Here is an 18,677-nt window from a genome sequence, read left to right as displayed (position 1 = left end):
CGTTCGATTTTCTCGGCGGCGTTTTCTTCGCCGGTTTGCGTTTTTTCTTTGCCATGCTTTACCCCTTGTTGAATTTGACTTCTTTCCAGACCTCTATTGCCCGCACGCGCTTTTCGACATTCAGCGCCCACAGCGACACGCCGACGCCGCCCGACAGCACGCCGGAACTCAGCATCAACAGCACCAGTTCCAGCGCCGACATGTCAGAACGTCCGCTCTGCTTTGACGACTGCGCCGCCGCCGAGAATCATCGCTGCCATGTCGAAATAGACGGCCCATTCCGGCGCGATCAGCTTTGCCCCGCCCGCCACCAGCACCGCCAGCCCTGCCCAGGTGGACGGTTCCCGCAGCCTTGCCCGTACTCGTGCGCCCATGTCATTCTCCTTTATGAAAAAACGTGTTTCAGAAAATCTTTTGCCGGACACGCGAACGATGCGTCCCAGGTCCGCCCCTCGGCCCGCGCCCGCTCGCATTCGGACATGTTCGTTTTCGGGATCCCGGCAAAGCTTCCGATGCCCTCGACAGTCCCCGACACCACCCCATCGACCATATCGACCGCAGCGCTGCCTATCGCCTGGCCTGCACCCTTCGCTCCCTTGATCGACACGTAGACCAGCGCGCCGCCGATCACGGCCACCGCCAGCCACACCACCGAAGGAATTTGTAGCGCCTTCATGCTCAGACCATCGTGGCAGATGCCGGATTCATCCAGATCATTTGCCCGCCCTTGTAATAATTTCCGCTTGGGTCAATCGTCGTTCCGTCCGAGAAGTAGCGCCAGCCGTTGCCATACGTCGCACCGTTCGCGCCGAAAATCTCGGTTGCGAAATCCTTGATTGCCTTCACCGTGCCGCCCGGTGCGCCCGCGTTGTTTGCCTTGACGCTTTTCACGATCAGCAGCGCGCCGCCGATTGCCGCCGCCAGTATCATCAAATCCTGATTTTTCATCATTTCCCCTTAGACCATTGCCGTGCCGCTGGACGTGCCGCCCGCGTTCGTGAATTCCGCCATGGCTGTCGACCATGAAATTGTCGGCTGGCCGTAGGGCGAACCTGGCAGGCTTGCCCACTCCCGCGCAATCTTGTTGACCGCTTTCGTAAAGCGTCCGGCCAGTACATCATCCAGCGCGCCGCGCGCCTTGATGCGCCCGATTGCGGCCAGGTCCTGCGAACGTGGCGAAAAGTCCGGCAACTTCATGATGCGTTTGGTCTCGTCCCACGTCGAAGAAAGAATCTGGTACGCGCCCGCCGCGCTCGACGTGTAGCCGCTTTTCTTGATCACTTGCCGCGGATGGTCCGCCAGGCTGTCAAACGTGCCGCCGCCGAACAGCCGTTGATAGCCGCCCGCGTCCGCCGTTCCCTCGCCGCGACGAATCACGCGCAGCATTGCCTGCACGTTCCGATTCGTCAGCAGGTCCGGTGTCACCTGCGCCATTGCCGATATTTTCAACATGCCCCCCGTTACTGAATCGAACGTTTCCGCCACGCTTTCCACCACGTCCGACACGCTGCCCAATACATCGTCCACCGTCTGATTCATCGTCTGCGCCGCATCGTCTGCGGCCTGTGCGATTTCCGTCTGGTCCTGCCGTGACACCCACCACACCGCGCCGCCGACCAGTGCCAGCCCTGCCACCAGTGCCAGTCTGCTCATGTCGTCAGGCTGTGCAGTTCGAACCGCAGCGCCGCCGCTTCTTCCTCCAGGTCAAGCAGCTGCTCGCGGTCCAGATCATCGACCGCTTCGCCTGCTGCCAGCGCCAATGCCACCGCCCTGGCCGGTCGCACGCTGGCCGCGTCAATCGCCAGCAGCCGTGCGCGCACTTCCTCGGCGCGCATCGCGTCGATTTCTTGCTGGCTCTGCGGCGTCGGTTCTGGCGCCCGCCACGCCTGGCGGTAAAACCAGACCGACGATACAGCGTCAAAATGCTGGCTGAATCCTTCTCGATCTTCGGCAGGCGGCACGGTTGTGCTGCATTCCGGCATCGCGAGCATGTCCGGATTTTCCGGCAGCGGTTGCGCGATTGCGTCGCCGGTGTAGGCCAGCGTGCGCGCATCGAAGGTGTAGATTTTCATGTTATTCCTCAAACCATTCGAACGATGCGCCGCCCGCGATTGCGGCCAGCCCGGTCACATGCAGCCCATAGCCTTGTGGAACCGCAATCGGGTTTTTTGACCAGTCCAGCAGCACGTTGCCATTGTTCAGAATCGCGATCTTGCCCGCGATGACGGTCCCCGGATTGGCGGCGTCTTGCGTTCTGATTTGCGCCACCGCATTGGCTCCGGCCAGCAGCTTGTTCTTGCCCTGCTGCGCCAGCGTCGTCAGCGCCGCATTGTGCAGGCTCAGCGATGCATACATGCTGCCGCTGGACATCAGCAAGGCGCGCTCGACGTACAGCGTTTTGCCCGATGCGGCCGGATTCCACAATTGCACGTTCGGTGCCGTTGCCGGTGCCGTCAGCGCCTCGCCGCCTATGAAATTCTGTCCCGACGATGAACGCACCTTGCCGTAGTCGTAATTTGACGTGACGTTCGCGATGTTCACGGATGGTGTTCCGGTAATCGTCACGTTGCCGTTCGGCGGCGTGTCGTTGCGGATTTCCGCGCCCAGGCGGGTTGCAAACTTCACCGTCTGCCCGCCGGTTGACACGATGACGATACGGTCTATCGGCTCCCGGAAAAACTCGGCATAGCCCGCTCCCACGTTTTGCACTTCATCGACCTTGCGCCCCTGGCGATACCATTCCATCGTCAGGTCAGCCGTTGCCGCCGTCAGGATGTATATGTAGTCGATCGGTTCCGAGAATTCGTAGCGTGCGCCTGCCGTCAGCGGTTGATTGATGTACATGCTATTTCCCCCGCATCACCAGCGCAGCCGCCGCAGCGACGCCCAGGATGATCATTGTCTTGTTGTCGATGGTCCCGGCCTTTTCGGTCGTCGCCTGGCTGTACGCTTTCAGTGCGCTGTCCTGCGTTGATATCGCCAACTGGCCCGCGCCGGTTATGATCTTGTCCGCCAGGGACAGCAACTGAGAAAAGCTGTCTCCGTTGGTCGCGTCCGCGTTCGACACCACGTCCAGCGCCCGCTGCACGATTGCGCCGTCCAGCGTCTCGACGTTGACCGTTGAATTTTCAGACGACAGCGCAACCCCGGATTGCAGCGTGATGCGCTTGTCCGTGTTGTAGGTCGTCTGGCTCTGATTGGCCGACGACTGCGATCCGCTACTGCCCATTTCCCATATCCTTTTTGAGTACGCATTCCGTCAGCGTGTAGCCGTGCCGCTTCGTCAGCAGCCTGATCAACCCTGGCCGTGCCGTATGAATGCGCAACGATGTGCAGCCGTTGAAAATGCGCTCGATGGCTGGCAGCACGTTATCGGTCAGACTCAGGCCGTCCGCGCCGCCCGCGGCCGCCACGATCACGCCTTCGTTCCCCGCTGCCAATTCATCCGTTCGCAGCACGAATGCCGCCACCAGATTCCAGTCATCATCTGCCACCGTGAACACGTGCGCCGCGCCTGCGGCCCATTGCGCTCGCACATCGGCCACGCTCGCGTGCTGTACCGCCCGGCCCACCAGTTCAGCGATTTCCGCCGACCAGTGCGCCTCGGCAATCGTCAGCGTTTGAGTGCGCGCCATGCCAGCAGTCCGACCACAGCTACCACGATGTAAGGCATGTATTGCGACAGTTCCCCTGCTTTGCTTGCGCTCGACTCGATGCCGCCCGCTCCGAAATTCACGTTCCAGCCCGAGCCGTCGAACATGCCCGATGTGCCCAGGCTCCCGCCGTAGGCCTGCGACGGTCCGGCCGGTGCCGCGCCGGAACCGGCTCCGATGGTCAAGCCCTTGCTCAGTACGTTTGCCGTTACCGGGTCCATGCGCTCAGTTCTTCGACATCATGAAAAGCACGGCGGCAGCGCCCGCCAGCAGCAGCAGCGTGGACGTGTTCACGCCCGCGACGCTTGGCAGGCGTGGCTGGCCCTCGTTGTACAGCGCGCCGTCAGCGCCAAGCGCCTGAATGCGCAGCCGCTGCAATTCATAGTTCTGGCTGCTCCTGGTCGTGTAGGCCCCGGCATATGCGCCGAGCGCATCCTTTGCCGCGCCTTGCAGCCATTCCGACCACGATGAACCGCCCTCGTAGCTTGGCAATGCAATATCGTTCATTCGTCACCTCTTGAAATGGATTTGGGCAGCGCCCCGCGCTGCCCGCCCTGCCCGCTTACAGATTGCCGAGCGGGTCCAGGTATTCGATGATGACGTTGCCGGACTCAGCGCCCGAGAACGCGAACAGCCATTCCAGCGACTTTGCGTCGCGGGTATCCAGCGCCTTTGCTAGATTTCCGTCCAGGCAAAAGTCGATGGTGTACATGTTCGTTTGCGCCACACGGCCATGCTTCAACTGCATGTACGTGTTTTCAGCGGCGAGCGATTCATGGATGACAAGTCCGTCCTGTTTGACGGTCGCTCCGGTCATCAGTCCTGCCGCGCTCAGTACGTGGGCACGCTTGATGATTGCGCCCGACTGCGGACCGAATGGCACCGTGACCGGCAGCGTGCCGCCAGTCGCCACCGAGAACGGATAGCGCAGGAATTTCGTCAGCAATGGGGCGAACGGCGCGATCGCGCCATTTGTCGTTTTCTGCTGAGCAGATTCGACCAGAATCGGTGTCAGAATCGGTGCGGTCGCGCCAGCGACGGTGATTTCTGACGTGATGTTCGCCACGCCCAGCGACGTGTCGAAAGCGCCCGCCATGCGGTCCACTTCGGACAGCATCGAGTAATCGGCGAAGTGCAAATCCAGGTATGCCGCCGCTGTGGTTTGGCCCCGGTAGGCATTGAGCTTGTCAATCTCGGTGCCGGTGCCTTCCATGATCACCTTGCCGTTTGCCTTGATCTTGACCAGCGAGAGCATCGCTTTGGTCAGGGTCGTTCCGCCCAGCTTCAACTGGAAATTTTCCAGCGTGCGGCCTGGCGTGATGGTGTTCGTTGCCGTGCCGGTGGCGACGACATTCGAGAACGGCAGGCCGTAGCGAATCAGTTTTCCAACAGACATTTTTTTCCCCTCGTTCGCGCCCGGTAAGGCGCTCATTTTTGGTTTGCCTTGCCAGCCTCGTGAGCTGTCGCAGCGGTTCTTTTTTGCCCTGTCTTACAGGACTTCTTTCAGGTACGGCACCCGCTTCGCTGCGATACCGGCAGCGATTGCCAGCGCGCCGCCTTTTACCATCGCATTGCCGTATTTGTAGGCCGCGAAAAGGATACCGGCAGCGATTGCCAGCTTTTGAACGTCTGCACTCATGTTTTTTTCTCCTGAACAGGTACACATAGAATTAAAGGATTGAACTTGTAACTAGCCGCCATTACACGCCCTCCAAAATCCCGCGTCTACAAGCAGTAACCGTTACCGTTACAGGGTCAGAAGCGCAGTTTGCTTTGCTCTATCTCTCTTGTATCTGCATTGAATCTAACGAATTGCAGCGTTTCCAGCCCTTCCAGCATGTCCGCTGGCACCCGCGTTTTTCGCGACATATACGCCACATCATCCGCGCTCGACTGCCTGAACAGCACGAACTCCGACGCATTGCCGACCGCCGTTTTATCCGCCTCGCTCCAGCGCTGCGAAATGGCGTAAATCGTGATGCCGCGCTTGAGTCCGCGCCGCAGCAGAATGCCCCAATTGCCAGGCGCTTTGCTCGGCGTCGTCACGTCCGCCAGTTCCTCCGCAATGCAAGTGATCGGCGCGATGTATCGCCCCGCGTGCATCACGCACGCCGCCCAAAAATCGAACTCCGCTTTCAGGTCTCCGCCCGCTACATACGCCAGCTTCACATGCCCCGGCGTCTGCATTGCGGCCAGCAGTTCACTGCGCCGCGTGATCTTGCGCCAGCCGCGCAACTCGCACCACTGCGCCTCCGGATCCCACGCGCAAATTCGGCGGATGATGTTCACCTGCTTTTTGACGTAGGCGGTTTTTCCCGATCGCGACGCGCCTCCAATGACGATCAAGCGTCCATCGTTCGTTTTCATTCGGCCACCGCGCCGCCGAACTGGACTGTTTTCTGTCCCGGTGCCGTATCAGGTATAGGCGCGCTCAGGTTCGCCGGTCCCTGCCCGATTGCCTCAGGCTTTTTTCGACTCGCAATGTCGCGCTTGATGCCGGTCACCGTCGCCCAGGCCAGCGGCCCCAGCACGCACGCCGCTGCCAGTTCTTCCGCGTACTTGCCGCCGATGCCATCGGCCAGCCAGCCATGCTTGATACAGACCGGCTCTACCGCCGCGCCGACCGCGCCTATTACCTGTTCCGAGTAGATTTCTTCCAGCGATGGGAAAATAGGCGTTGCCAGCTTCACCAGCAGCGACAGCACCGCGCTTATTTCCTGCGCCAGCGGCACGCCCGCCTCGCCCTGTTGCGCCTCGCCAGCGGCCCCCGGCGCGCCCTGGTCGCCTTCCGCTGCCATGCGCTGCAATTGCGCGAAGTCCGCCGCCCGCTCGCCGTCTACCGGCCCGGCTTTTTCGTCGTCCTGGTCGATCATGTGGCAATCCCGAGCGCGCCCAGGCCAGCGGACAGGCTATCCGTCCAGTGCGCTTTTTTTTCCTGTATCGGTTCCGGTACGGTTACCGGCTTCGTTGACGGTTTTTTCTTCTTCGGTTCCGTTACCGTTACAGGCAGGACCGGCAATTCCGGTTCCGGTTTTGTCTCCGTTACCGTTACAGGCTTTTGACTGGCCCATGCATGGCGCGCCGCGAACAGCTTTTCGCGCCTGGCGTCGCCGCCGACGCGCAACTGCCCCCGGCATTCCGCCTCGCAGTACCCGAACGGCTTGCCGTTCCGGTCCCATGTGAACCGCATCCCGGCCACGGTCCCGCAGTACGGACAATCGCAGCGCCCAATGACTTCTTTTTCCATGTGAAACCCCTATCAGGCGCGCCCGGTAAGGCGCGCCCGTATGAGTGCGGTTTCCGCCTCGTGAGCGGTCCCCGCGTTGCTGAAAATTACACCTTGAAAACCTTCCACCCCAGGCGCTCAGCGATATCGCGCAGTAGCGCTTTTACTTCTTTCGGCAGGAAAAAACCGTACTGATTCACCAGCGCGATAGCCCGCCTTTCCAGTTCATCCGACTCATTCACCATTCGTGGACAAAAAACCATATTTCGTGAACAGTCGCAAAACCCCGTTGGACTATGTTTACATGTGTATTGCATCAATCACCCCTGGCAAAATCGTTCGTTTTTTGCTCGATATCTCGCGCCTTGCGCTTGATTCCGGCCCAATCAATCAGGACCGGCACCCGCACTTCGCGTGCTACCGGCTTTTTCTTTGCCGCCCGGTACATTTTCTGTCCCAGGTCGCGCAGCGACTCCGTACAGTTATTTACACGAGTCCAAGGAACGGCAACTGCCACACCGCCGCCCTGCTTCACCGTCCAGGTGTAGCGGGTCGATTCGTACACCGCTTCTGGTTGCCGCACCGCGTACACGCCGCACGGCTTCAGTTCTTCTCTGGTCAGATACCGACCTTCGACCATGACAGCAGTCCGAGCAATTTTGATCGCCCCTTTTTGTCCAACGAATACGCCACCTTGCGCCCTGATATAAGCCGCGAAATCCGCACGCTTCGCGACCGCCGCATCCGTGCTTTTAATAGCCTGGACCGCTTGCCATGCCGCCTTAATCTCCGCTGGCGCTTTTGCCACCGCCTCCGCCTTAATTCTTCTGATTTCACGCCATACCCCTATTGGTGCGCCGCCGATCTGTTGAAACTGCCGGATGCCGTGAAGCTGTGACCAGTACGTTACCCGCTGCGACGGCGTGAATGTCTCGCTGCCGAACATGTCCGGCACGATCGTGTATCCGTCGCGGGTCTTGTGGTCGCCCACGCCCTCGCCGTCTATGTTTTTTGCTATGTACTTTGCGATGTAGCCCGCCGCCGTGCCCTTGCCCGCTTCGATGCGTATCAGCTTGCAGCGGTTTTCCTTCGCGCCCTTTTCTTCGCCATCTTCCGCAAGTGCATACGCCTGGATGACGGATTCCAGATATACAAGTTTTTCTGCCTCAACGAATAAAAGCAGATGCCAATGGGGACACCCGTCCGTATGGGGTTCTGCAATACGGAATCCATAAACCCCAATTCCGCGACGGTGCAGACTCGATCGGATGCACTTCCATACACCGACCAAATAGGCTTGAGCCTCTCTAGGCGTGAAGTCCTGATAATTCGCATTTTCCCCGCCTACGCTGTGAAATTTTGAAGGTGCCGTGATCGTCGCGAACATGCCCACGTGCCCCAGGTCGAACGCTATTTCTTCAAAGCCGCGGATGCGCGTCATCAGTTCGCCGCGCCGCTTCGCCTTGTCCGCCATGCCGAGCGCCGCCAGTTCTGCGAGCGTGTATTCCTGGCCGTTTTCGTTTACCAGCGTCTTTGATTCCAGCAGCTTCTGGTTTTGCGCATTGCGCCGCGCTTGTCTTGATGCGCTTTCGTGCGACAGGTACACCCCGGCGCGTAGCCCCGTAAAGCCCAGGCGGATAGCCACATGTTCAAAGCGCCTCGCGTGCTCTTTGCGAAGCTGGCGCAGCCACCATGCCCGATCTACCGCCCTGGCGATGATTTCCTGCGGCATTTCTCCGGCCGGAAATGGCACGTTCGCCGCGTCGCAGCGTTGCGCGATGCTGGCCATGATCGAATCGACCGTGACCAGCCGCGATACGTCCTCATAGCACGCCCGCTGCGCCTGTTCCGCCGCCCTGAACAGCGCCGCATCGTCCGCCGTCAGCGGCAGGTTGTCGCCGTCCTGCTGCAACTCGCGCACCACTGCGAATTTACGTGCGTGTCTGGCGTAGCCGTCCCGAGCGAACAGCGCCGATATCGCGGCGCCCATCCGACGCGGAAGCCCGGTAACGTAGTTCGCCTGCATCATGCCGCGACGGTTCCCCATTGCGCAGCCATTGCCGCCGCAATGCCGGTAAATGTCCGGCTCCGCTCTTTCCAGCGGTCCGGCCCGGGCGGCATCTTATGCACCCGCGCTTCGCGCCCTTCCACCACGTCCGTTGCCGTCAGCTTTGGCAGTCCCTGCAACCAAAGACACGTTGCCTTTGTCTCTCCGTGCCCGTACTGCCACGGCTGGATTACCTGATCCGGTTTGCGGATCCTGCTTGAGATGATCGAAACGGGGTTTTCCAGTGCGATGCGCGGAACCGGAGCGGACAGCAGGAAGCGCACGAAGTCCAGCGCCTCGTCCTGCACGCCGCTGGCTTTCTTCGCTGCGAAGTGCCTCGCACCAGAAACGGAAAGATGCGTGCAGGGCGGATGACAGATCATTAAATCCCATTGCCCCGGCTCCAGCACGTCGCGGATATCTCCCTGATAATGCGGCCCCGGCTTTTCCGTCTCCAGCAGGTCGCAACTCATTGCGTCATGGCCAGCGCGAAGGAACGCATCACGCACCACGCCTGAATATTCACAAGCCACAAGGACGCGCATCAATGCACCCCCTGCCCGATCGCGGGCTTAGGCATACGCCCGCCGTTCATGCACCGCTGTATGTTTTGCAGGTCCGCTATGAGCTTTTCAAGCGCAAGATGCACCGCGCCGCGCTCCATTGCGTCGAAAGACTCCAGCGCCTTTTCTGCGCGTTCCTTCGGCATGTTCGCCGCCATGCAAGCGACTTTTCGCGCCGACAGCCGCGAACGGGTCCAGAACGCTGCCCGGACCGCCTCAATGTCTGCCGGTGAAGCGATGTTAGCCAGCGCCGCCGCAGCCGCTGCGCTGCGCTCCTGGCGCTCGCTGCTCGACAGCTTCGCAATGTGGTCTGAGATTCGCGCCAGTTCCGCGCACTTGTGCAGGGTTTCGATTTCCTGCTTTGACCTGATCGGCCCGGATACCGCAGCGAGTGCGGACAGTTCTATTCGGTTGGCTTTCATAGCGCTGGCCAGTAGCATCGAAACCGCGCTTCGAATTCCAGCGCCGGTTGTTCCGTGTACTTCTGCGCAAGGTACGAATTTGCTTGTTCGAACGTGCCGAAAACCACGCCTGAATCGGTGAATTTGTTTTGGTCGTTGCGCGGGTCGCGCTCGTAGATTCGCCACATGTCATCCCCCGATCACGCCGAAGGCGGACAGCAGGACCGGCGCGCCCATCAGCAGGCCACAGGCCACCCCTTGCAGGAACAGCACCGCTTTTTCGATGAACTCTTTGTTTCGGAAAGTAACTGACATACCGTAACCCCTCGATTCCAACCCTACGAATGAGATAAAACGTCAGCGCCGCAAGATGGGATTCGCGGCCCCTGCCGGGTTGGTTGAAAGCAGTTTTGCTGCGCTGACAACGGACAATAGTCGATTGTCTTTTGTCCAGTCAATAGCCCATTGGCTGTTTATTTTTTTCCGGCAAGTATTGATTTGTCACAACTTTTAGTATAGGTAACAGCCAATTGTCTATTGCGCGTCAATAGGTAATTGCCTATTCTTCGCACATTCGCTCCCGGTATCCGGGAAAAAAAGGAGGGTTGGTTATGAACACACAGGACTATCTGTCCGCGCTTCGCGAGAAGCTTGGTGTATCCACTGATTACGCGCTGGCGAAAGCCCTAGGCGTATCGAAACAGGCCGCTGGCCGTTGGAGCAAAGGCCTTAGCGGGTTCGATGATGAGACAGCGAAGCGCGTTGCTTCCCTGCTTGGAATTCATCCCGGCTTTGTCATGCTCGACATGCACCGCGAACGCGCTGCAAACGACGAAACCCGCGCCGTTTGGGACGAGATTTTTAAGGGTTTTCGCGTGCCGTTGCACATCGCTAAACTGGGCCTCTCGCCCAGGGTGTAACGGATTATTTAGCACGCGATTTAGACATCACTCTGTATTATGTAAAATGCGGATTACAAGTTGCACCCAGCTTCCTGGAGTCCTCTAAGGTATAGGCACCGGGACTGGATTCCCCTTTCCGGGACTCCAGGCTGCAACCCCCGAAATTTTTGTCACTTCAAATCCAGCCCCGCGATGATCTCATCCAACGCATTGCGGCCTTCCATCATCGCAGAAGGTGTAGTGGCTGTGCCGCCGTGCATTGGCTTCGGCGTCCGGCGCTGAAGAACGTCTCGCTTCAAGTGGGATGCCTGCCGTTTGACCGGAATCCCCATGGCGGCACCGGCGCAGCATCCCCCCAGAGCCCCCGCCTGTCGCGCACGGCGTCACGCTCCGCGGCGGCATACAAGCTTCTGTCCGACCAATCCTGGTCGGCGGCGTACTTTTTGTAATGCCACGCCATTCCGTTCCTGATCTGCTCCAGGCATACGTCCTGGCCCGCCACCGACACCTTTCCGAGGATGCGGCCGTACCGGTCGCGTTTGGTCCAGTCCACCGCCACCCACTTCCCGAAAACCAGCGACGCCAGGTGCGCCCTGGACTTGTCGCCATACGCCTGGCGTTTCTCGGGCGCGTCTATCCCTGCCAAGCGAATCTTGTATTGAACTTGATCCCGGGACAGGACGGTGATGGTGTCGCCATCGGAAAGACCGACAACCTTGCCTTCAAAGCGCGCGGCATACGCCGGGAGCAGTTGGAAGGACGCAGCTGCCGCGATGAAAAAGATGATGAGAAATCTGGAAAAACGCCCTGTCGCGCCGCTGGCGACGGCATCCGTCCGGCTTGCTATTGCTGTCAATTATGTCTTTCCTGTGTCCGGGTTCACGCGGCAGGAGGCGTGGCCGGACGGCGTTAATGCGCGATACGTCGTACGTGACGCCTGTCACCGGACGAATCAGTGGATCGATGGCGGACGTGCCGCATGCTTAGTTCGATGATCGAACATTTGCACATTATATAAACGGAATTCGAAACCGAGTTCGAAACGGCTTGGCGCAAAGGCGGATGGCTGGATAACTGACAAACAGAATTGGCGAACTGGCGCGTAAAAGCAGGCGCGCGGATGCGACCACATCGGCGATCTGCGATTATAATAATGGAACGCAGTTCATATATCCGAACGTCGGCGAGAACTGCCACGCACCTGCCGCGCCCGACGCGCTCCTGCGGCCCGACACTGACAGCGCACGCCGGATCAGCTAACCAAATGAAAAAGGACGATCAATCCGAATGTCGCATCCCGCTCATGGCACATTGAATCAGCAAGAACTGCAGGCAATCGTTGATCGCTCACCGTTCAACCGCTGGCTTGGAATGACGGTCGAGTCAGTCAGCGAGGAAAGCATCCTGCTGCGTATTCGCTGGCGCGAGGAACTCATTTCCAGCCCCGAGCGCCAATCCACTCATGGCGGCATATTGGCCACCCTGATTGACACCAGTGGCGACTATGCAGTCGCTGCGCGTATCGGTCGCGCTCTCCCTACCGTTGACCTTCGGGTTGATTACCACCGCACGGCCACCCCCGGGGATCTGCTTGCGGAGGCCCGCGTAGTCAATCTTGGCGGCACCCTGGCGACGGCGGATTCGCGGATTACCGATCTTTCCGGGCGTCTGATCGCGAGCGGACGCGGCTTGTACCTGACGGCCAATCCACCAAAGGCCGACGGGGGCCGATCCGCTCAATAGACTTAGCTTGTCCCTGCAACATAAATATCCGGAGGAGTCACATGAAAAAAACCACATTCAAACATTGCAAGATCCTGCTGGCAGCCGCACTGCTCATCGGCGGCAGCCAGGCGATCGCCCAACAGGCGTGGCCATCGAAGCCGATACGCCTGATCGTTCCCTTTGCGCCCGGTGGCGCTACCGATCAGGTGGCCCGGCTGATGGGGACCAAGCTCACGGCTCAGTTGGGCGTGACAGTCCTGGTCGAAAACAAGCCCGGTGCGAACGGCAATATCGGCGCCGATTATGTCGCCAAGGCTGCGCCTGATGGCTATACGGTACTGCACAGCACCTCTTCGCTCGCATTCACGGCTGCTTTTCGTCAGAAGGTCTCTTATGACCTGGCCAAAGACCTGGCGCCGGTATCGCTGGTGATCAACCAGCCCTTGTTGATCATGGCCAGCAACCAGTCCGGCATTACCAATGTCCAGACCCTGCGCGACTACGCGAGGAAAAACGCGGGCAAGCTGAGCTATGCATCCTCGGGCACCGGCAATCTTACCCACCTCGCCATGTTTGTCGCACTGAGGGCTCTGGAGCTTGACGCGACCCACGTGCCCTACAAGGGCGGAGCCGGCGCATTCCCGGACTTTATCGCGGGCCGTACCGATCTGTTTGCCGATCCGATCAACTCCGCCTACCCCTATGTGCGCGACGGCCGTGTAACCGCGATTGCCGTCACCGGCGCCCAACGCTCTGCCCTGGCACCGAATGTGCCGACAGTCAGCGAATCGATCCTGCCCGGATTCTCCATGGGAGCGTGGCAAGCCCTGATGGCGCCGGCAGGCACGCCACCGGCCATCATCAACAAGTTGAGCGCAGCGTATAGCGTCGCCCTGAAGGATCCCGAGGTGAAGGCAAAGCTTGCGGCGCAGGGGGCAGAGCCAATCGGTTCAACGCCCGAGGCATTCAAGAGTTTCATTGATGCTGAAGTCCGCCGATGGGAGAAAGTGGTCGACTCGTCCGGGATCCGGCTGGACTGATCACGCGTCAGGACAAGGCCCGCGGGCACTATTGCCCCCGCGGGCAATCCACTTGCGAAAATCGGCGACTTGCAGCCTTCACCGGCTGCGCCGATATAATCCAATCAGCTCGCCCTGAGCGAGCACATGTCCCTTCATCGCCTTTTCCAGTTTTGCCTTGTCGGGATGCTTCAGGTCCGGCAGGACCTTGTCCAGCGCATAAATTTTGTGGAAATAGCGGTGCGTGCCGATCGGCGGGCATGGCCCCCCGTAGCCGGTGCGCTGCCAGTCATTGCGGCCATCAAGGACGCCTGCCGGCAGGTCGCTGGCCTTCGCCCCTTCCGGCAGTCCGGGCAAGTCTGCCGGAAGGTTGTACAGCAACCAGTGCACCCACGTCCTCTGCGGGGCTGCCGGATCGGGCGCATCCGGGTCGTCCACGATCAGGACCATGCTCTTCGCGCCGGGCGGAACGCCGGTCCAAGCCAACGCCGGCGAGATGTCCCGGCCGTCGCAGGTGTGGCTGGCCGGTATTGCGCCGTTGTGCGCAAATGATGGGGAACTCAGGTTCAACATCATTACTGGCGTCAGTGCCGCAACTCTGTACCGAGCGTGGCCGCAGATGTCATGACCGGGGAAAACGCTGCCTGATACGCCGCCGTATCCGTGAATTGCTGGAACCGGCAGAGTTTGTCTTCATTGTTGTAGCTGAAAATCTGCACCCAATCCCCCTCCAGCGCACGGCCGGTGGGCTTGGCCTCCCCAGCGTAATAGCCAAGTACGACAACCTTTTTTCCCTGAGCAATGTATTCCCGCGGTTCGTACCTGCTGGTGCGCAGCGACTCTGAAAAAGTCTTGAAAAACTGGGCGACTTCCTGCTTTCCCTTCCAGGTCTTCGCAAAGGGCACGCCAGGGATATCAGCCATCACCCACTCCACATCATCGGCAAAGCCGCCAACCAATTGCTGGATGTCTCCGGCAATGAACAGGGCGTTTCCTTGCTTCACCTTCTCGATAAGCTGTTGCTCGTTCATGGTCTTGTCCTTGAATGCATGAACCCCTTCCTCCCTGAATGATGTCCACCCATCTGATCAACGGCCTGCCTATGCTATGCCTTGTTCCCGTCAGCCAGACCGCGCTGGTAGAAGCTATTTTGTGACACCTCAAATATACAGCCCGCTTGATCGGAAAACGGCGCTCCAGGCAACGCGAACAAGGCTCACAGGATTCCGGCCAGCAGGACCGATGCCAACAGCAAGGGCGCAATGTAGCGCAGCGCAAAATGCCATGCGCGTCCCGGCAAGCCTTGCCTTAAACCGGCTGCCGCGGTGGCTGCCTGCCGCGGCCACGCCCAGCCGATGAACACGGCCAGCAACAGTCCATTCAAGGGCAGCAGGACGTGAACGGCAAACCGGTCCACTGCACCCAGCACTGATCCCGCGCCGTAGCCCAGCGCCACTGGCATGCCGAGCAGGTAAATCACGATGCCTGCGATACCGACCGCGCGCCGCCGCGACCAGCCGAATTGCGCCATCAGGTAGGCGACCACCACTTCCACCAGTGAAAGCATCGAGGTCAGCGCGGCAATCAGGAGCAGCGCAAAGAAGAAAATGGCCAGGTAGCGCCCTCCTTCGATCTGCTCGAATGCCTGTGGCATCACGATGAAGGCCAGTGACGGGCCACTGGCCGGGTCGAGGCCGAAGCTGAACACGGCGGGAAAGATCACCAGCCCGGCAGCAATCGCAATCAGGGTGTCGCCGCCGGCGACGACCGCAGCGGCCAGGGGAAGCCGGTGTCCCGGGCCCAGATAGCTGCCGTAGGTCACCATCACACCCATCCCGACACCGATGGAGAAAAAGGCCTGCCCAAGTGCAGCGACGTACACACCGGGGGTGGCGAGAACCGACCAGTCTGGCTTGAACAGGAATTCCGCCCCTTCGCGAAAGCCCGGCAAGGTGATGCCGTAGATCGCCAAGGCCAGCACCATCAAAGCCAGGATCGGCATCAGGAAAGCAGTGGCGGCCTCTATGCCGCGCCTGATTCCGCGCGAGACGATCCCGACCGTGAGCAGTACCACCAGCAAGTGCCACGCCAGCGGCTGCAGCGGGTGCGAGATGAATAAATGAAAGCTTTGTGCATGGCTCGCGGGTCCGGTCGCCTGCGGACCACCGGCCAGGTAAAGAAACAGGTATCTGGACACCCAACCGGCAATCACCGGGTAATAGCTCATGATGACGCAGGAAATCACCACACCCAGCATCCCTGCCAGGCGCCAGCGTGGGGCCGGGACCACGGCGTGCATGGCGCGCGAGCTTTCGCAATGTGCGCGCCGGCCAAGCGCAAATTCGCCGAGCAATAGCGGGAGCCCGATCAGCAGCAACATCGCCACGTACACCAGCAGGAAGGCGCCGCCGCCATTCTCGCCGGCCACATAGGAGAAGCGCCAGATATTTCCCAGGCCGACCGACGATCCGAGCGAGGCCAGCAGGAATCCCGGCTGCGATTTCCAGCCCTCACGCATTCGTCATCCCTGATTCGTCATCCCTGACCGGTTTCCCGCGAGGCCCCTGCCCTGCCCGTGCTGCCGCGCGATCACAGGATGAGCCATGTGCACCGTGTGGGCAGCGTGCGGATTCCCGCGTCCTTATCTGACTGTGCTTTCCGCAGTGTCCGGCGAGCCATTGTCCTTCCTGGAGTCCCCGTCGCCGGCGGTGGAATACTTTTCCCGCAGTCGGGTCAGTTCAGCCAGACGCTTCGCAACCCTGTCATTGATGCTTCCTTCCGGATAGCCCTCCGGGCCCAGTGCCCCGGCAGGCAGGCCGGTCAGGATCGCCAGCGCTTCGTCCACGTGCTCCACGGCATGGATATGGAACCGGCCGGCTTGCGCCGCTTCCACCACATCCCGGCGCAACATCAGGTGCTGCACGTTCGAAGCGGGTATCAGCACGCCCTGCTCGCCGTTCAAGCCGCGCGCGGCGCAGATATCGAAAAAGCCTTCGATTTTCTCGTTCACCGCGCCGATCGGCTGTACCTGCCCCAACTGGTTCACGGAGCCGGTTACGGCCAGCGACTGCTTCACCGGGGCGTCTGCAAGATGCGTGATCAGCACGCACAGTTCCGCGAGCGAAGCACTGTCGCCTTCGACCACGCCGTAGGACTGTTCGAACACCAGGCTGGCGGACAGTGCCATCGGCTGGTCTTTCGCGTAACGGCTTGCGAGGAAAGCGGAAAGGATCAGCACCCCTTTGGAATGAAGCTTGCCGGACAGCTTTGCCTCGCGCTCGATATTGATCAGCTCTTCTTCGCCAAGCCGCGTGGTGGCCGTAATGCGCATCGGATGGGCAAAGGCAAAGCCCCCCAACTCGAGCACCGCCAGGCCATTGATCTGGCCCTTGGTCTCGCCTTCGGTTGCGATCAGCAAGGTGCCGCGCAGGATTTCCTCCTGCAATCGATTGCGCAGGCGATCCTGGCGCCTGATCTGCTGGTCGATTGACTGTTGCACATGGGATGCCTGCACCACCGGCGTGCCTTCCTTGTGCGCCCAGTAGTCGGCTTCGCGCAGCAGGTTCTTGACGTTGCCAATGTGAGTCGAAAGGCGTTGTGCGTCACCAACCAGTCGGGCGCAATGCTCGATAGTCCTTGCCACCGCACCCCGGTCCAAATGCAACAATCCCTCCTGGCGCGCCAGCGTGGAAAACAGGCGGGCATAGAGAAAATCGTTATCGGGGGTCCGTTCAACCTGCTCGTCGAAGTCGGCCGCAACCTTGAACAGTTCGCTGAACTCCGGATCGTATTCCTGCAGCAGGTAATAGAACAGGCGATCCCCGAACAGGATGATCTTGGCCTTGAGCGGGATCGGCTCCGGTTCAAGCGATACCGTGCTGACCAGGCTGTACATCTGCCCCAGGGATTCGATATGGATCTCGTGCGCCTTCAGCACCCGCTTGAGTCCCTCCCATGCAAAGGGCTGCATCAGGACCTTGCGCACGTCCAGCAGCAGATAGCCGCCATTGGCGCGATGGAGGGCGCCCGGCTTGATCAGGCTGAAGTCGGTTACCAGGGCGCCGAGTTGCGCCATGTGTTCTACACGCCCGACCAGATTGGTGTAGGTGGGGTTATCCTCGCTGATGATGGGGGCGCCGCAATGCTTGCCGTTCCCCACCAGCACGTTGACCCGATAGCGGCGCTGGAAATTCTGGCCGGTCGAAATCACCATGCCGTCCACCACCGCGGATTCCTCCTGCTTGCTGAAATCGTCGGCGTGTTCAATCAAGTCCTGCTGCACCTTGTCCAGATAATCCAGCACTTCGGCCAGGTCGCTGAAATTGGTGCGCGGCTCGATCATCGCGTTCTCGACGGCTGAAACTACCGTGTCGCGATTGAGTTGCTTGACGCGCTCTGCCCGCTCCTTGTGCCACTGCGGCAGGCGATGCAGGATCTTTTCCAGGCGTTCCTGCAAGATGGCAATTTTTGCCTCCACCTGCTTGGTCTGTTCTTCCGGCAGCTTTTCATACTCCTCTGGCGGAATGATCTCCTTGTTGCGGGTTGGGGCAAAGGCGAATCCGCCCGGTGTGCGCAGCAACACGATGTCCTGCTTTTGCGCATCATCGCCCAACTCGCCGAACGCCTTTTCCTGCCGCTCGCGGTATTCATCCCGGATCGCATCCATCTTGCCGCGGTACTCGTCGCTGTCGAACAGTGCGGGTATCGCGGTGCGCAGATAGTCGACCAGCTGCGCCATCTGCGCGCGAAGTATCGATCCCCGGCCGGACGGCAGTCGCAGCTTGCGCGGCTTGTCCGGATGAGCGAAATTATTGACGTAGCACCAGTCGTCGGGGTCGGGCTCCGTCCTCGCCTGTTTCTCCAGCAACTGACGTATCGCGCTGCGCTTGCCGAGTCCGGACGGGCCGAGCGCGAAGACGTTATAGCCTTCGTGGCGAATGTCTGCGCCGAAGCGCATCGCATCCATCGCGCGCAGTTGGCCGACCATTTCACCCAGGTCGTCCAGATCCGCGGTGGTATCGAAGCTGAATTGTGCGGGATCGCACGCGTGATAGAGCTGGCCTGGAAGAAGTGATGGGGATGGCGTCATTTTTATTCTTGGAAGATCAGTCGCGTCCAGTACCGCTCCCCGGTCCCGGATC

The 18,677-nt window shown here is 60.2% G+C and carries 28 protein-coding genes; 3 read left to right on the top strand and 25 right to left on the bottom strand.

All coding sequences use genetic code 11. The annotated features are described in order from the left end of the window. Positions 1–58 precede the first annotated feature (58 nt). From FVE66_RS20145 to FVE66_RS20595, 20 genes are all read right to left on the bottom strand, one after another. On the bottom strand, positions 59–202 hold the full coding sequence (locus tag FVE66_RS20145; RefSeq protein ID WP_161993211.1) for a hypothetical protein: 144 nt from the start codon (positions 200–202) through the stop codon (positions 59–61). 1 nt (position 203) lies between these two features. Continuing rightward, complete coding sequence (locus FVE66_RS20140; RefSeq protein WP_161993210.1) at positions 204–374, bottom strand: hypothetical protein; 171 nt, start codon at positions 372–374, stop codon at positions 204–206. Between the two features lie 11 nt (positions 375–385). Continuing rightward, entirely contained in the window at positions 386–676 is a 291-nt protein-coding gene (locus tag FVE66_RS07240; protein WP_151446730.1) for a hypothetical protein, read from the bottom strand. Between the two features lie 2 nt (positions 677–678). Then, the gene (locus tag FVE66_RS07235) at positions 679–948 is read right to left on the bottom strand and encodes a hypothetical protein (protein ID WP_151446729.1); all 270 of its coding nucleotides are present in this window, start codon (positions 946–948) and stop codon (positions 679–681) included. 9 nt (positions 949–957) lie between these two features. Then, positions 958–1,653, bottom strand: coding sequence for a glycoside hydrolase family 24 protein (locus FVE66_RS07230; RefSeq protein ID WP_151446728.1), 696 nt, complete (start codon positions 1,651–1,653; stop codon positions 958–960). Beyond that, a complete protein-coding gene (locus FVE66_RS07225; protein ID WP_151446727.1) occupies positions 1,650–2,072 on the bottom strand; it encodes a hypothetical protein in 423 nt (140 codons plus the stop codon). Before FVE66_RS07225 ends, FVE66_RS07230 begins: the two co-directional genes overlap by 4 nt. 1 nt (position 2,073) lies before the next feature. Then, positions 2,074–2,844, bottom strand: a complete 771-nt coding sequence (locus FVE66_RS07220; protein WP_151446726.1) for a hypothetical protein — start codon at positions 2,842–2,844, stop codon at positions 2,074–2,076. 1 nt (position 2,845) lies between these two features. Next, the gene (locus FVE66_RS07215) at positions 2,846–3,229 is read right to left on the bottom strand and encodes a hypothetical protein (protein WP_151446725.1); all 384 of its coding nucleotides are present in this window, start codon (positions 3,227–3,229) and stop codon (positions 2,846–2,848) included. Further along, positions 3,219–3,635, bottom strand: a complete 417-nt coding sequence (locus FVE66_RS07210; protein ID WP_151446724.1) for a hypothetical protein — start codon at positions 3,633–3,635, stop codon at positions 3,219–3,221. Before FVE66_RS07210 ends, FVE66_RS07215 begins: the two co-directional genes overlap by 11 nt. After that, positions 3,614–3,874 carry a hypothetical protein gene (locus FVE66_RS07205; protein ID WP_151446723.1) on the bottom strand — a complete coding sequence of 87 codons (261 nt, stop codon included), beginning with the start codon at positions 3,872–3,874 and terminating at the stop codon, positions 3,614–3,616. The genes FVE66_RS07210 and FVE66_RS07205 overlap by 22 nt, the downstream gene beginning before the upstream one ends. A gap of 4 nt (positions 3,875–3,878) precedes the next feature. Then, positions 3,879–4,160 carry a hypothetical protein gene (locus FVE66_RS07200; RefSeq protein WP_151446722.1) on the bottom strand — a complete coding sequence of 94 codons (282 nt, stop codon included), beginning with the start codon at positions 4,158–4,160 and terminating at the stop codon, positions 3,879–3,881. 55 nt (positions 4,161–4,215) lie between these two features. Continuing rightward, complete coding sequence (locus tag FVE66_RS07195; protein WP_151446721.1) at positions 4,216–5,049, bottom strand: major capsid protein P2; 834 nt, start codon at positions 5,047–5,049, stop codon at positions 4,216–4,218. A gap of 93 nt (positions 5,050–5,142) precedes the next feature. After that, positions 5,143–5,292 (bottom strand): hypothetical protein, encoded by a 150-nt coding sequence (locus FVE66_RS20135; RefSeq protein WP_161993209.1) that lies wholly within the window; start codon positions 5,290–5,292, stop codon positions 5,143–5,145. 116 nt (positions 5,293–5,408) lie between these two features. Next, a complete protein-coding gene (locus FVE66_RS07190) occupies positions 5,409–6,020 on the bottom strand; it encodes a hypothetical protein (RefSeq protein WP_151446720.1) in 612 nt (203 codons plus the stop codon). Then, positions 6,017–6,526, bottom strand: coding sequence for a hypothetical protein (locus tag FVE66_RS07185; protein ID WP_151446719.1), 510 nt, complete (start codon positions 6,524–6,526; stop codon positions 6,017–6,019). The genes FVE66_RS07190 and FVE66_RS07185 overlap by 4 nt, the downstream gene beginning before the upstream one ends. Further along, positions 6,523–6,843, bottom strand: a complete 321-nt coding sequence (locus tag FVE66_RS07180) for a hypothetical protein (protein WP_194164358.1) — start codon at positions 6,841–6,843, stop codon at positions 6,523–6,525. Before FVE66_RS07180 ends, FVE66_RS07185 begins: the two co-directional genes overlap by 4 nt. Before the next feature lie 352 nt (positions 6,844–7,195). Beyond that, positions 7,196–8,908, bottom strand: coding sequence for a replication endonuclease (locus tag FVE66_RS07175; protein ID WP_161993208.1), 1,713 nt, complete (start codon positions 8,906–8,908; stop codon positions 7,196–7,198). Then, a complete protein-coding gene (locus FVE66_RS07170) occupies positions 8,905–9,471 on the bottom strand; it encodes a DNA cytosine methyltransferase (RefSeq protein WP_151447239.1) in 567 nt (188 codons plus the stop codon). Before FVE66_RS07170 ends, FVE66_RS07175 begins: the two co-directional genes overlap by 4 nt. Then, complete coding sequence (locus FVE66_RS07165; RefSeq protein ID WP_151446717.1) at positions 9,471–9,911, bottom strand: hypothetical protein; 441 nt, start codon at positions 9,909–9,911, stop codon at positions 9,471–9,473. Before FVE66_RS07165 ends, FVE66_RS07170 begins: the two co-directional genes overlap by 1 nt. Positions 9,912–10,079: 168 nt before the next feature. Further along, entirely contained in the window at positions 10,080–10,205 is a 126-nt protein-coding gene (locus FVE66_RS20595) for a hypothetical protein (protein WP_277753153.1), read from the bottom strand. Positions 10,206–10,501: 296 nt separating this feature from the next. Between FVE66_RS20595 and FVE66_RS07160 the strand changes: the two genes are divergently transcribed. Further along, entirely contained in the window at positions 10,502–10,810 is a 309-nt protein-coding gene (locus tag FVE66_RS07160) for a helix-turn-helix domain-containing protein (protein ID WP_151446716.1), read from the top strand. 277 nt (positions 10,811–11,087) lie between these two features. Here FVE66_RS07160 and FVE66_RS07155 read toward each other — a convergent pair whose 3' ends face one another. Continuing rightward, entirely contained in the window at positions 11,088–11,648 is a 561-nt protein-coding gene (locus FVE66_RS07155; RefSeq protein ID WP_241673077.1) for a thermonuclease family protein, read from the bottom strand. Positions 11,649–12,079: 431 nt separating this feature from the next. On the opposite strand from FVE66_RS07155, the gene FVE66_RS07150 reads away from it, so the two are divergent. Both FVE66_RS07150 and FVE66_RS07145 read left to right on the top strand, forming a co-directional pair. Then, positions 12,080–12,535, top strand: coding sequence for a PaaI family thioesterase (locus FVE66_RS07150; RefSeq protein WP_151446715.1), 456 nt, complete (start codon positions 12,080–12,082; stop codon positions 12,533–12,535). A gap of 41 nt (positions 12,536–12,576) precedes the next feature. Continuing rightward, on the top strand, positions 12,577–13,557 hold the full coding sequence (locus tag FVE66_RS07145; protein ID WP_151446714.1) for a Bug family tripartite tricarboxylate transporter substrate binding protein: 981 nt from the start codon (positions 12,577–12,579) through the stop codon (positions 13,555–13,557). A 78-nt stretch (positions 13,558–13,635) separates the two neighbouring features. Here FVE66_RS07145 and FVE66_RS07140 read toward each other — a convergent pair whose 3' ends face one another. The 4 genes from FVE66_RS07140 to FVE66_RS07125 all read right to left on the bottom strand — a co-directional run bounded on the left by FVE66_RS07140 (position 13,636) and on the right by FVE66_RS07125 (position 18,625). Continuing rightward, positions 13,636–14,112, bottom strand: a complete 477-nt coding sequence (locus tag FVE66_RS07140; RefSeq protein ID WP_151446713.1) for a YbhB/YbcL family Raf kinase inhibitor-like protein — start codon at positions 14,110–14,112, stop codon at positions 13,636–13,638. An 8-nt stretch (positions 14,113–14,120) separates the two neighbouring features. Next, on the bottom strand, positions 14,121–14,567 hold the full coding sequence (locus FVE66_RS07135) for a nuclear transport factor 2 family protein (protein ID WP_151446712.1): 447 nt from the start codon (positions 14,565–14,567) through the stop codon (positions 14,121–14,123). A gap of 185 nt (positions 14,568–14,752) precedes the next feature. Next, complete coding sequence (locus FVE66_RS07130) at positions 14,753–16,054, bottom strand: sodium-dependent transporter (protein WP_151446711.1); 1,302 nt, start codon at positions 16,052–16,054, stop codon at positions 14,753–14,755. Positions 16,055–16,177: 123 nt separating this feature from the next. After that, complete coding sequence (locus FVE66_RS07125) at positions 16,178–18,625, bottom strand: Lon protease family protein (protein WP_151446710.1); 2,448 nt, start codon at positions 18,623–18,625, stop codon at positions 16,178–16,180. Between the last annotated feature and the right edge of the window lie 52 nt (positions 18,626–18,677).

The organism is Lacisediminimonas profundi, from assembly GCF_008831265.1.
GTDB lineage: Bacteria > Pseudomonadota > Gammaproteobacteria > Burkholderiales > Burkholderiaceae_D > Lacisediminimonas > Lacisediminimonas profundi.
This window is presented reverse-complemented; position numbering and strand designations above follow the sequence as displayed.

Coding starts and splice junctions, on each gene's coding strand:
- FVE66_RS20145 (WP_161993211.1), bottom strand. CDS start 202: ATGTCGGCGCTGGAACTGGTGCTGTTGATGCTGAGTTCCGGCGTGCTG.
- FVE66_RS20140 (WP_161993210.1), bottom strand. CDS start 374: ATGGGCGCACGAGTACGGGCAAGGCTGCGGGAACCGTCCACCTGGGCA.
- FVE66_RS07240 (WP_151446730.1), bottom strand. CDS start 676: ATGAAGGCGCTACAAATTCCTTCGGTGGTGTGGCTGGCGGTGGCCGTG.
- FVE66_RS07235 (WP_151446729.1), bottom strand. CDS start 948: ATGAAAAATCAGGATTTGATGATACTGGCGGCGGCAATCGGCGGCGCG.
- FVE66_RS07230 (WP_151446728.1), bottom strand. CDS start 1,653: ATGAGCAGACTGGCACTGGTGGCAGGGCTGGCACTGGTCGGCGGCGCG.
- FVE66_RS07225 (WP_151446727.1), bottom strand. CDS start 2,072: ATGAAAATCTACACCTTCGATGCGCGCACGCTGGCCTACACCGGCGAC.
- FVE66_RS07220 (WP_151446726.1), bottom strand. CDS start 2,844: ATGTACATCAATCAACCGCTGACGGCAGGCGCACGCTACGAATTCTCG.
- FVE66_RS07215 (WP_151446725.1), bottom strand. CDS start 3,229: ATGGGCAGTAGCGGATCGCAGTCGTCGGCCAATCAGAGCCAGACGACC.
- FVE66_RS07210 (WP_151446724.1), bottom strand. CDS start 3,635: ATGGCGCGCACTCAAACGCTGACGATTGCCGAGGCGCACTGGTCGGCG.
- FVE66_RS07205 (WP_151446723.1), bottom strand. CDS start 3,874: ATGGACCCGGTAACGGCAAACGTACTGAGCAAGGGCTTGACCATCGGA.
- FVE66_RS07200 (WP_151446722.1), bottom strand. CDS start 4,160: ATGAACGATATTGCATTGCCAAGCTACGAGGGCGGTTCATCGTGGTCG.
- FVE66_RS07195 (WP_151446721.1), bottom strand. CDS start 5,049: ATGTCTGTTGGAAAACTGATTCGCTACGGCCTGCCGTTCTCGAATGTC.
- FVE66_RS20135 (WP_161993209.1), bottom strand. CDS start 5,292: ATGAGTGCAGACGTTCAAAAGCTGGCAATCGCTGCCGGTATCCTTTTC.
- FVE66_RS07190 (WP_151446720.1), bottom strand. CDS start 6,020: ATGAAAACGAACGATGGACGCTTGATCGTCATTGGAGGCGCGTCGCGA.
- FVE66_RS07185 (WP_151446719.1), bottom strand. CDS start 6,526: ATGATCGACCAGGACGACGAAAAAGCCGGGCCGGTAGACGGCGAGCGG.
- FVE66_RS07180 (WP_194164358.1), bottom strand. CDS start 6,843: ATGCGGTTCACATGGGACCGGAACGGCAAGCCGTTCGGGTACTGCGAG.
- FVE66_RS07175 (WP_161993208.1), bottom strand. CDS start 8,908: ATGATGCAGGCGAACTACGTTACCGGGCTTCCGCGTCGGATGGGCGCC.
- FVE66_RS07170 (WP_151447239.1), bottom strand. CDS start 9,471: ATGCGCGTCCTTGTGGCTTGTGAATATTCAGGCGTGGTGCGTGATGCG.
- FVE66_RS07165 (WP_151446717.1), bottom strand. CDS start 9,911: ATGAAAGCCAACCGAATAGAACTGTCCGCACTCGCTGCGGTATCCGGG.
- FVE66_RS20595 (WP_277753153.1), bottom strand. CDS start 10,205: ATGTCAGTTACTTTCCGAAACAAAGAGTTCATCGAAAAAGCGGTGCTG.
- FVE66_RS07160 (WP_151446716.1), top strand. CDS start 10,502: ATGAACACACAGGACTATCTGTCCGCGCTTCGCGAGAAGCTTGGTGTA.
- FVE66_RS07150 (WP_151446715.1), top strand. CDS start 12,080: ATGTCGCATCCCGCTCATGGCACATTGAATCAGCAAGAACTGCAGGCA.
- FVE66_RS07145 (WP_151446714.1), top strand. CDS start 12,577: ATGAAAAAAACCACATTCAAACATTGCAAGATCCTGCTGGCAGCCGCA.
- FVE66_RS07140 (WP_151446713.1), bottom strand. CDS start 14,112: ATGATGTTGAACCTGAGTTCCCCATCATTTGCGCACAACGGCGCAATA.
- FVE66_RS07135 (WP_151446712.1), bottom strand. CDS start 14,567: ATGAACGAGCAACAGCTTATCGAGAAGGTGAAGCAAGGAAACGCCCTG.
- FVE66_RS07130 (WP_151446711.1), bottom strand. CDS start 16,054: ATGCGTGAGGGCTGGAAATCGCAGCCGGGATTCCTGCTGGCCTCGCTC.
- FVE66_RS07125 (WP_151446710.1), bottom strand. CDS start 18,625: ATGACGCCATCCCCATCACTTCTTCCAGGCCAGCTCTATCACGCGTGC.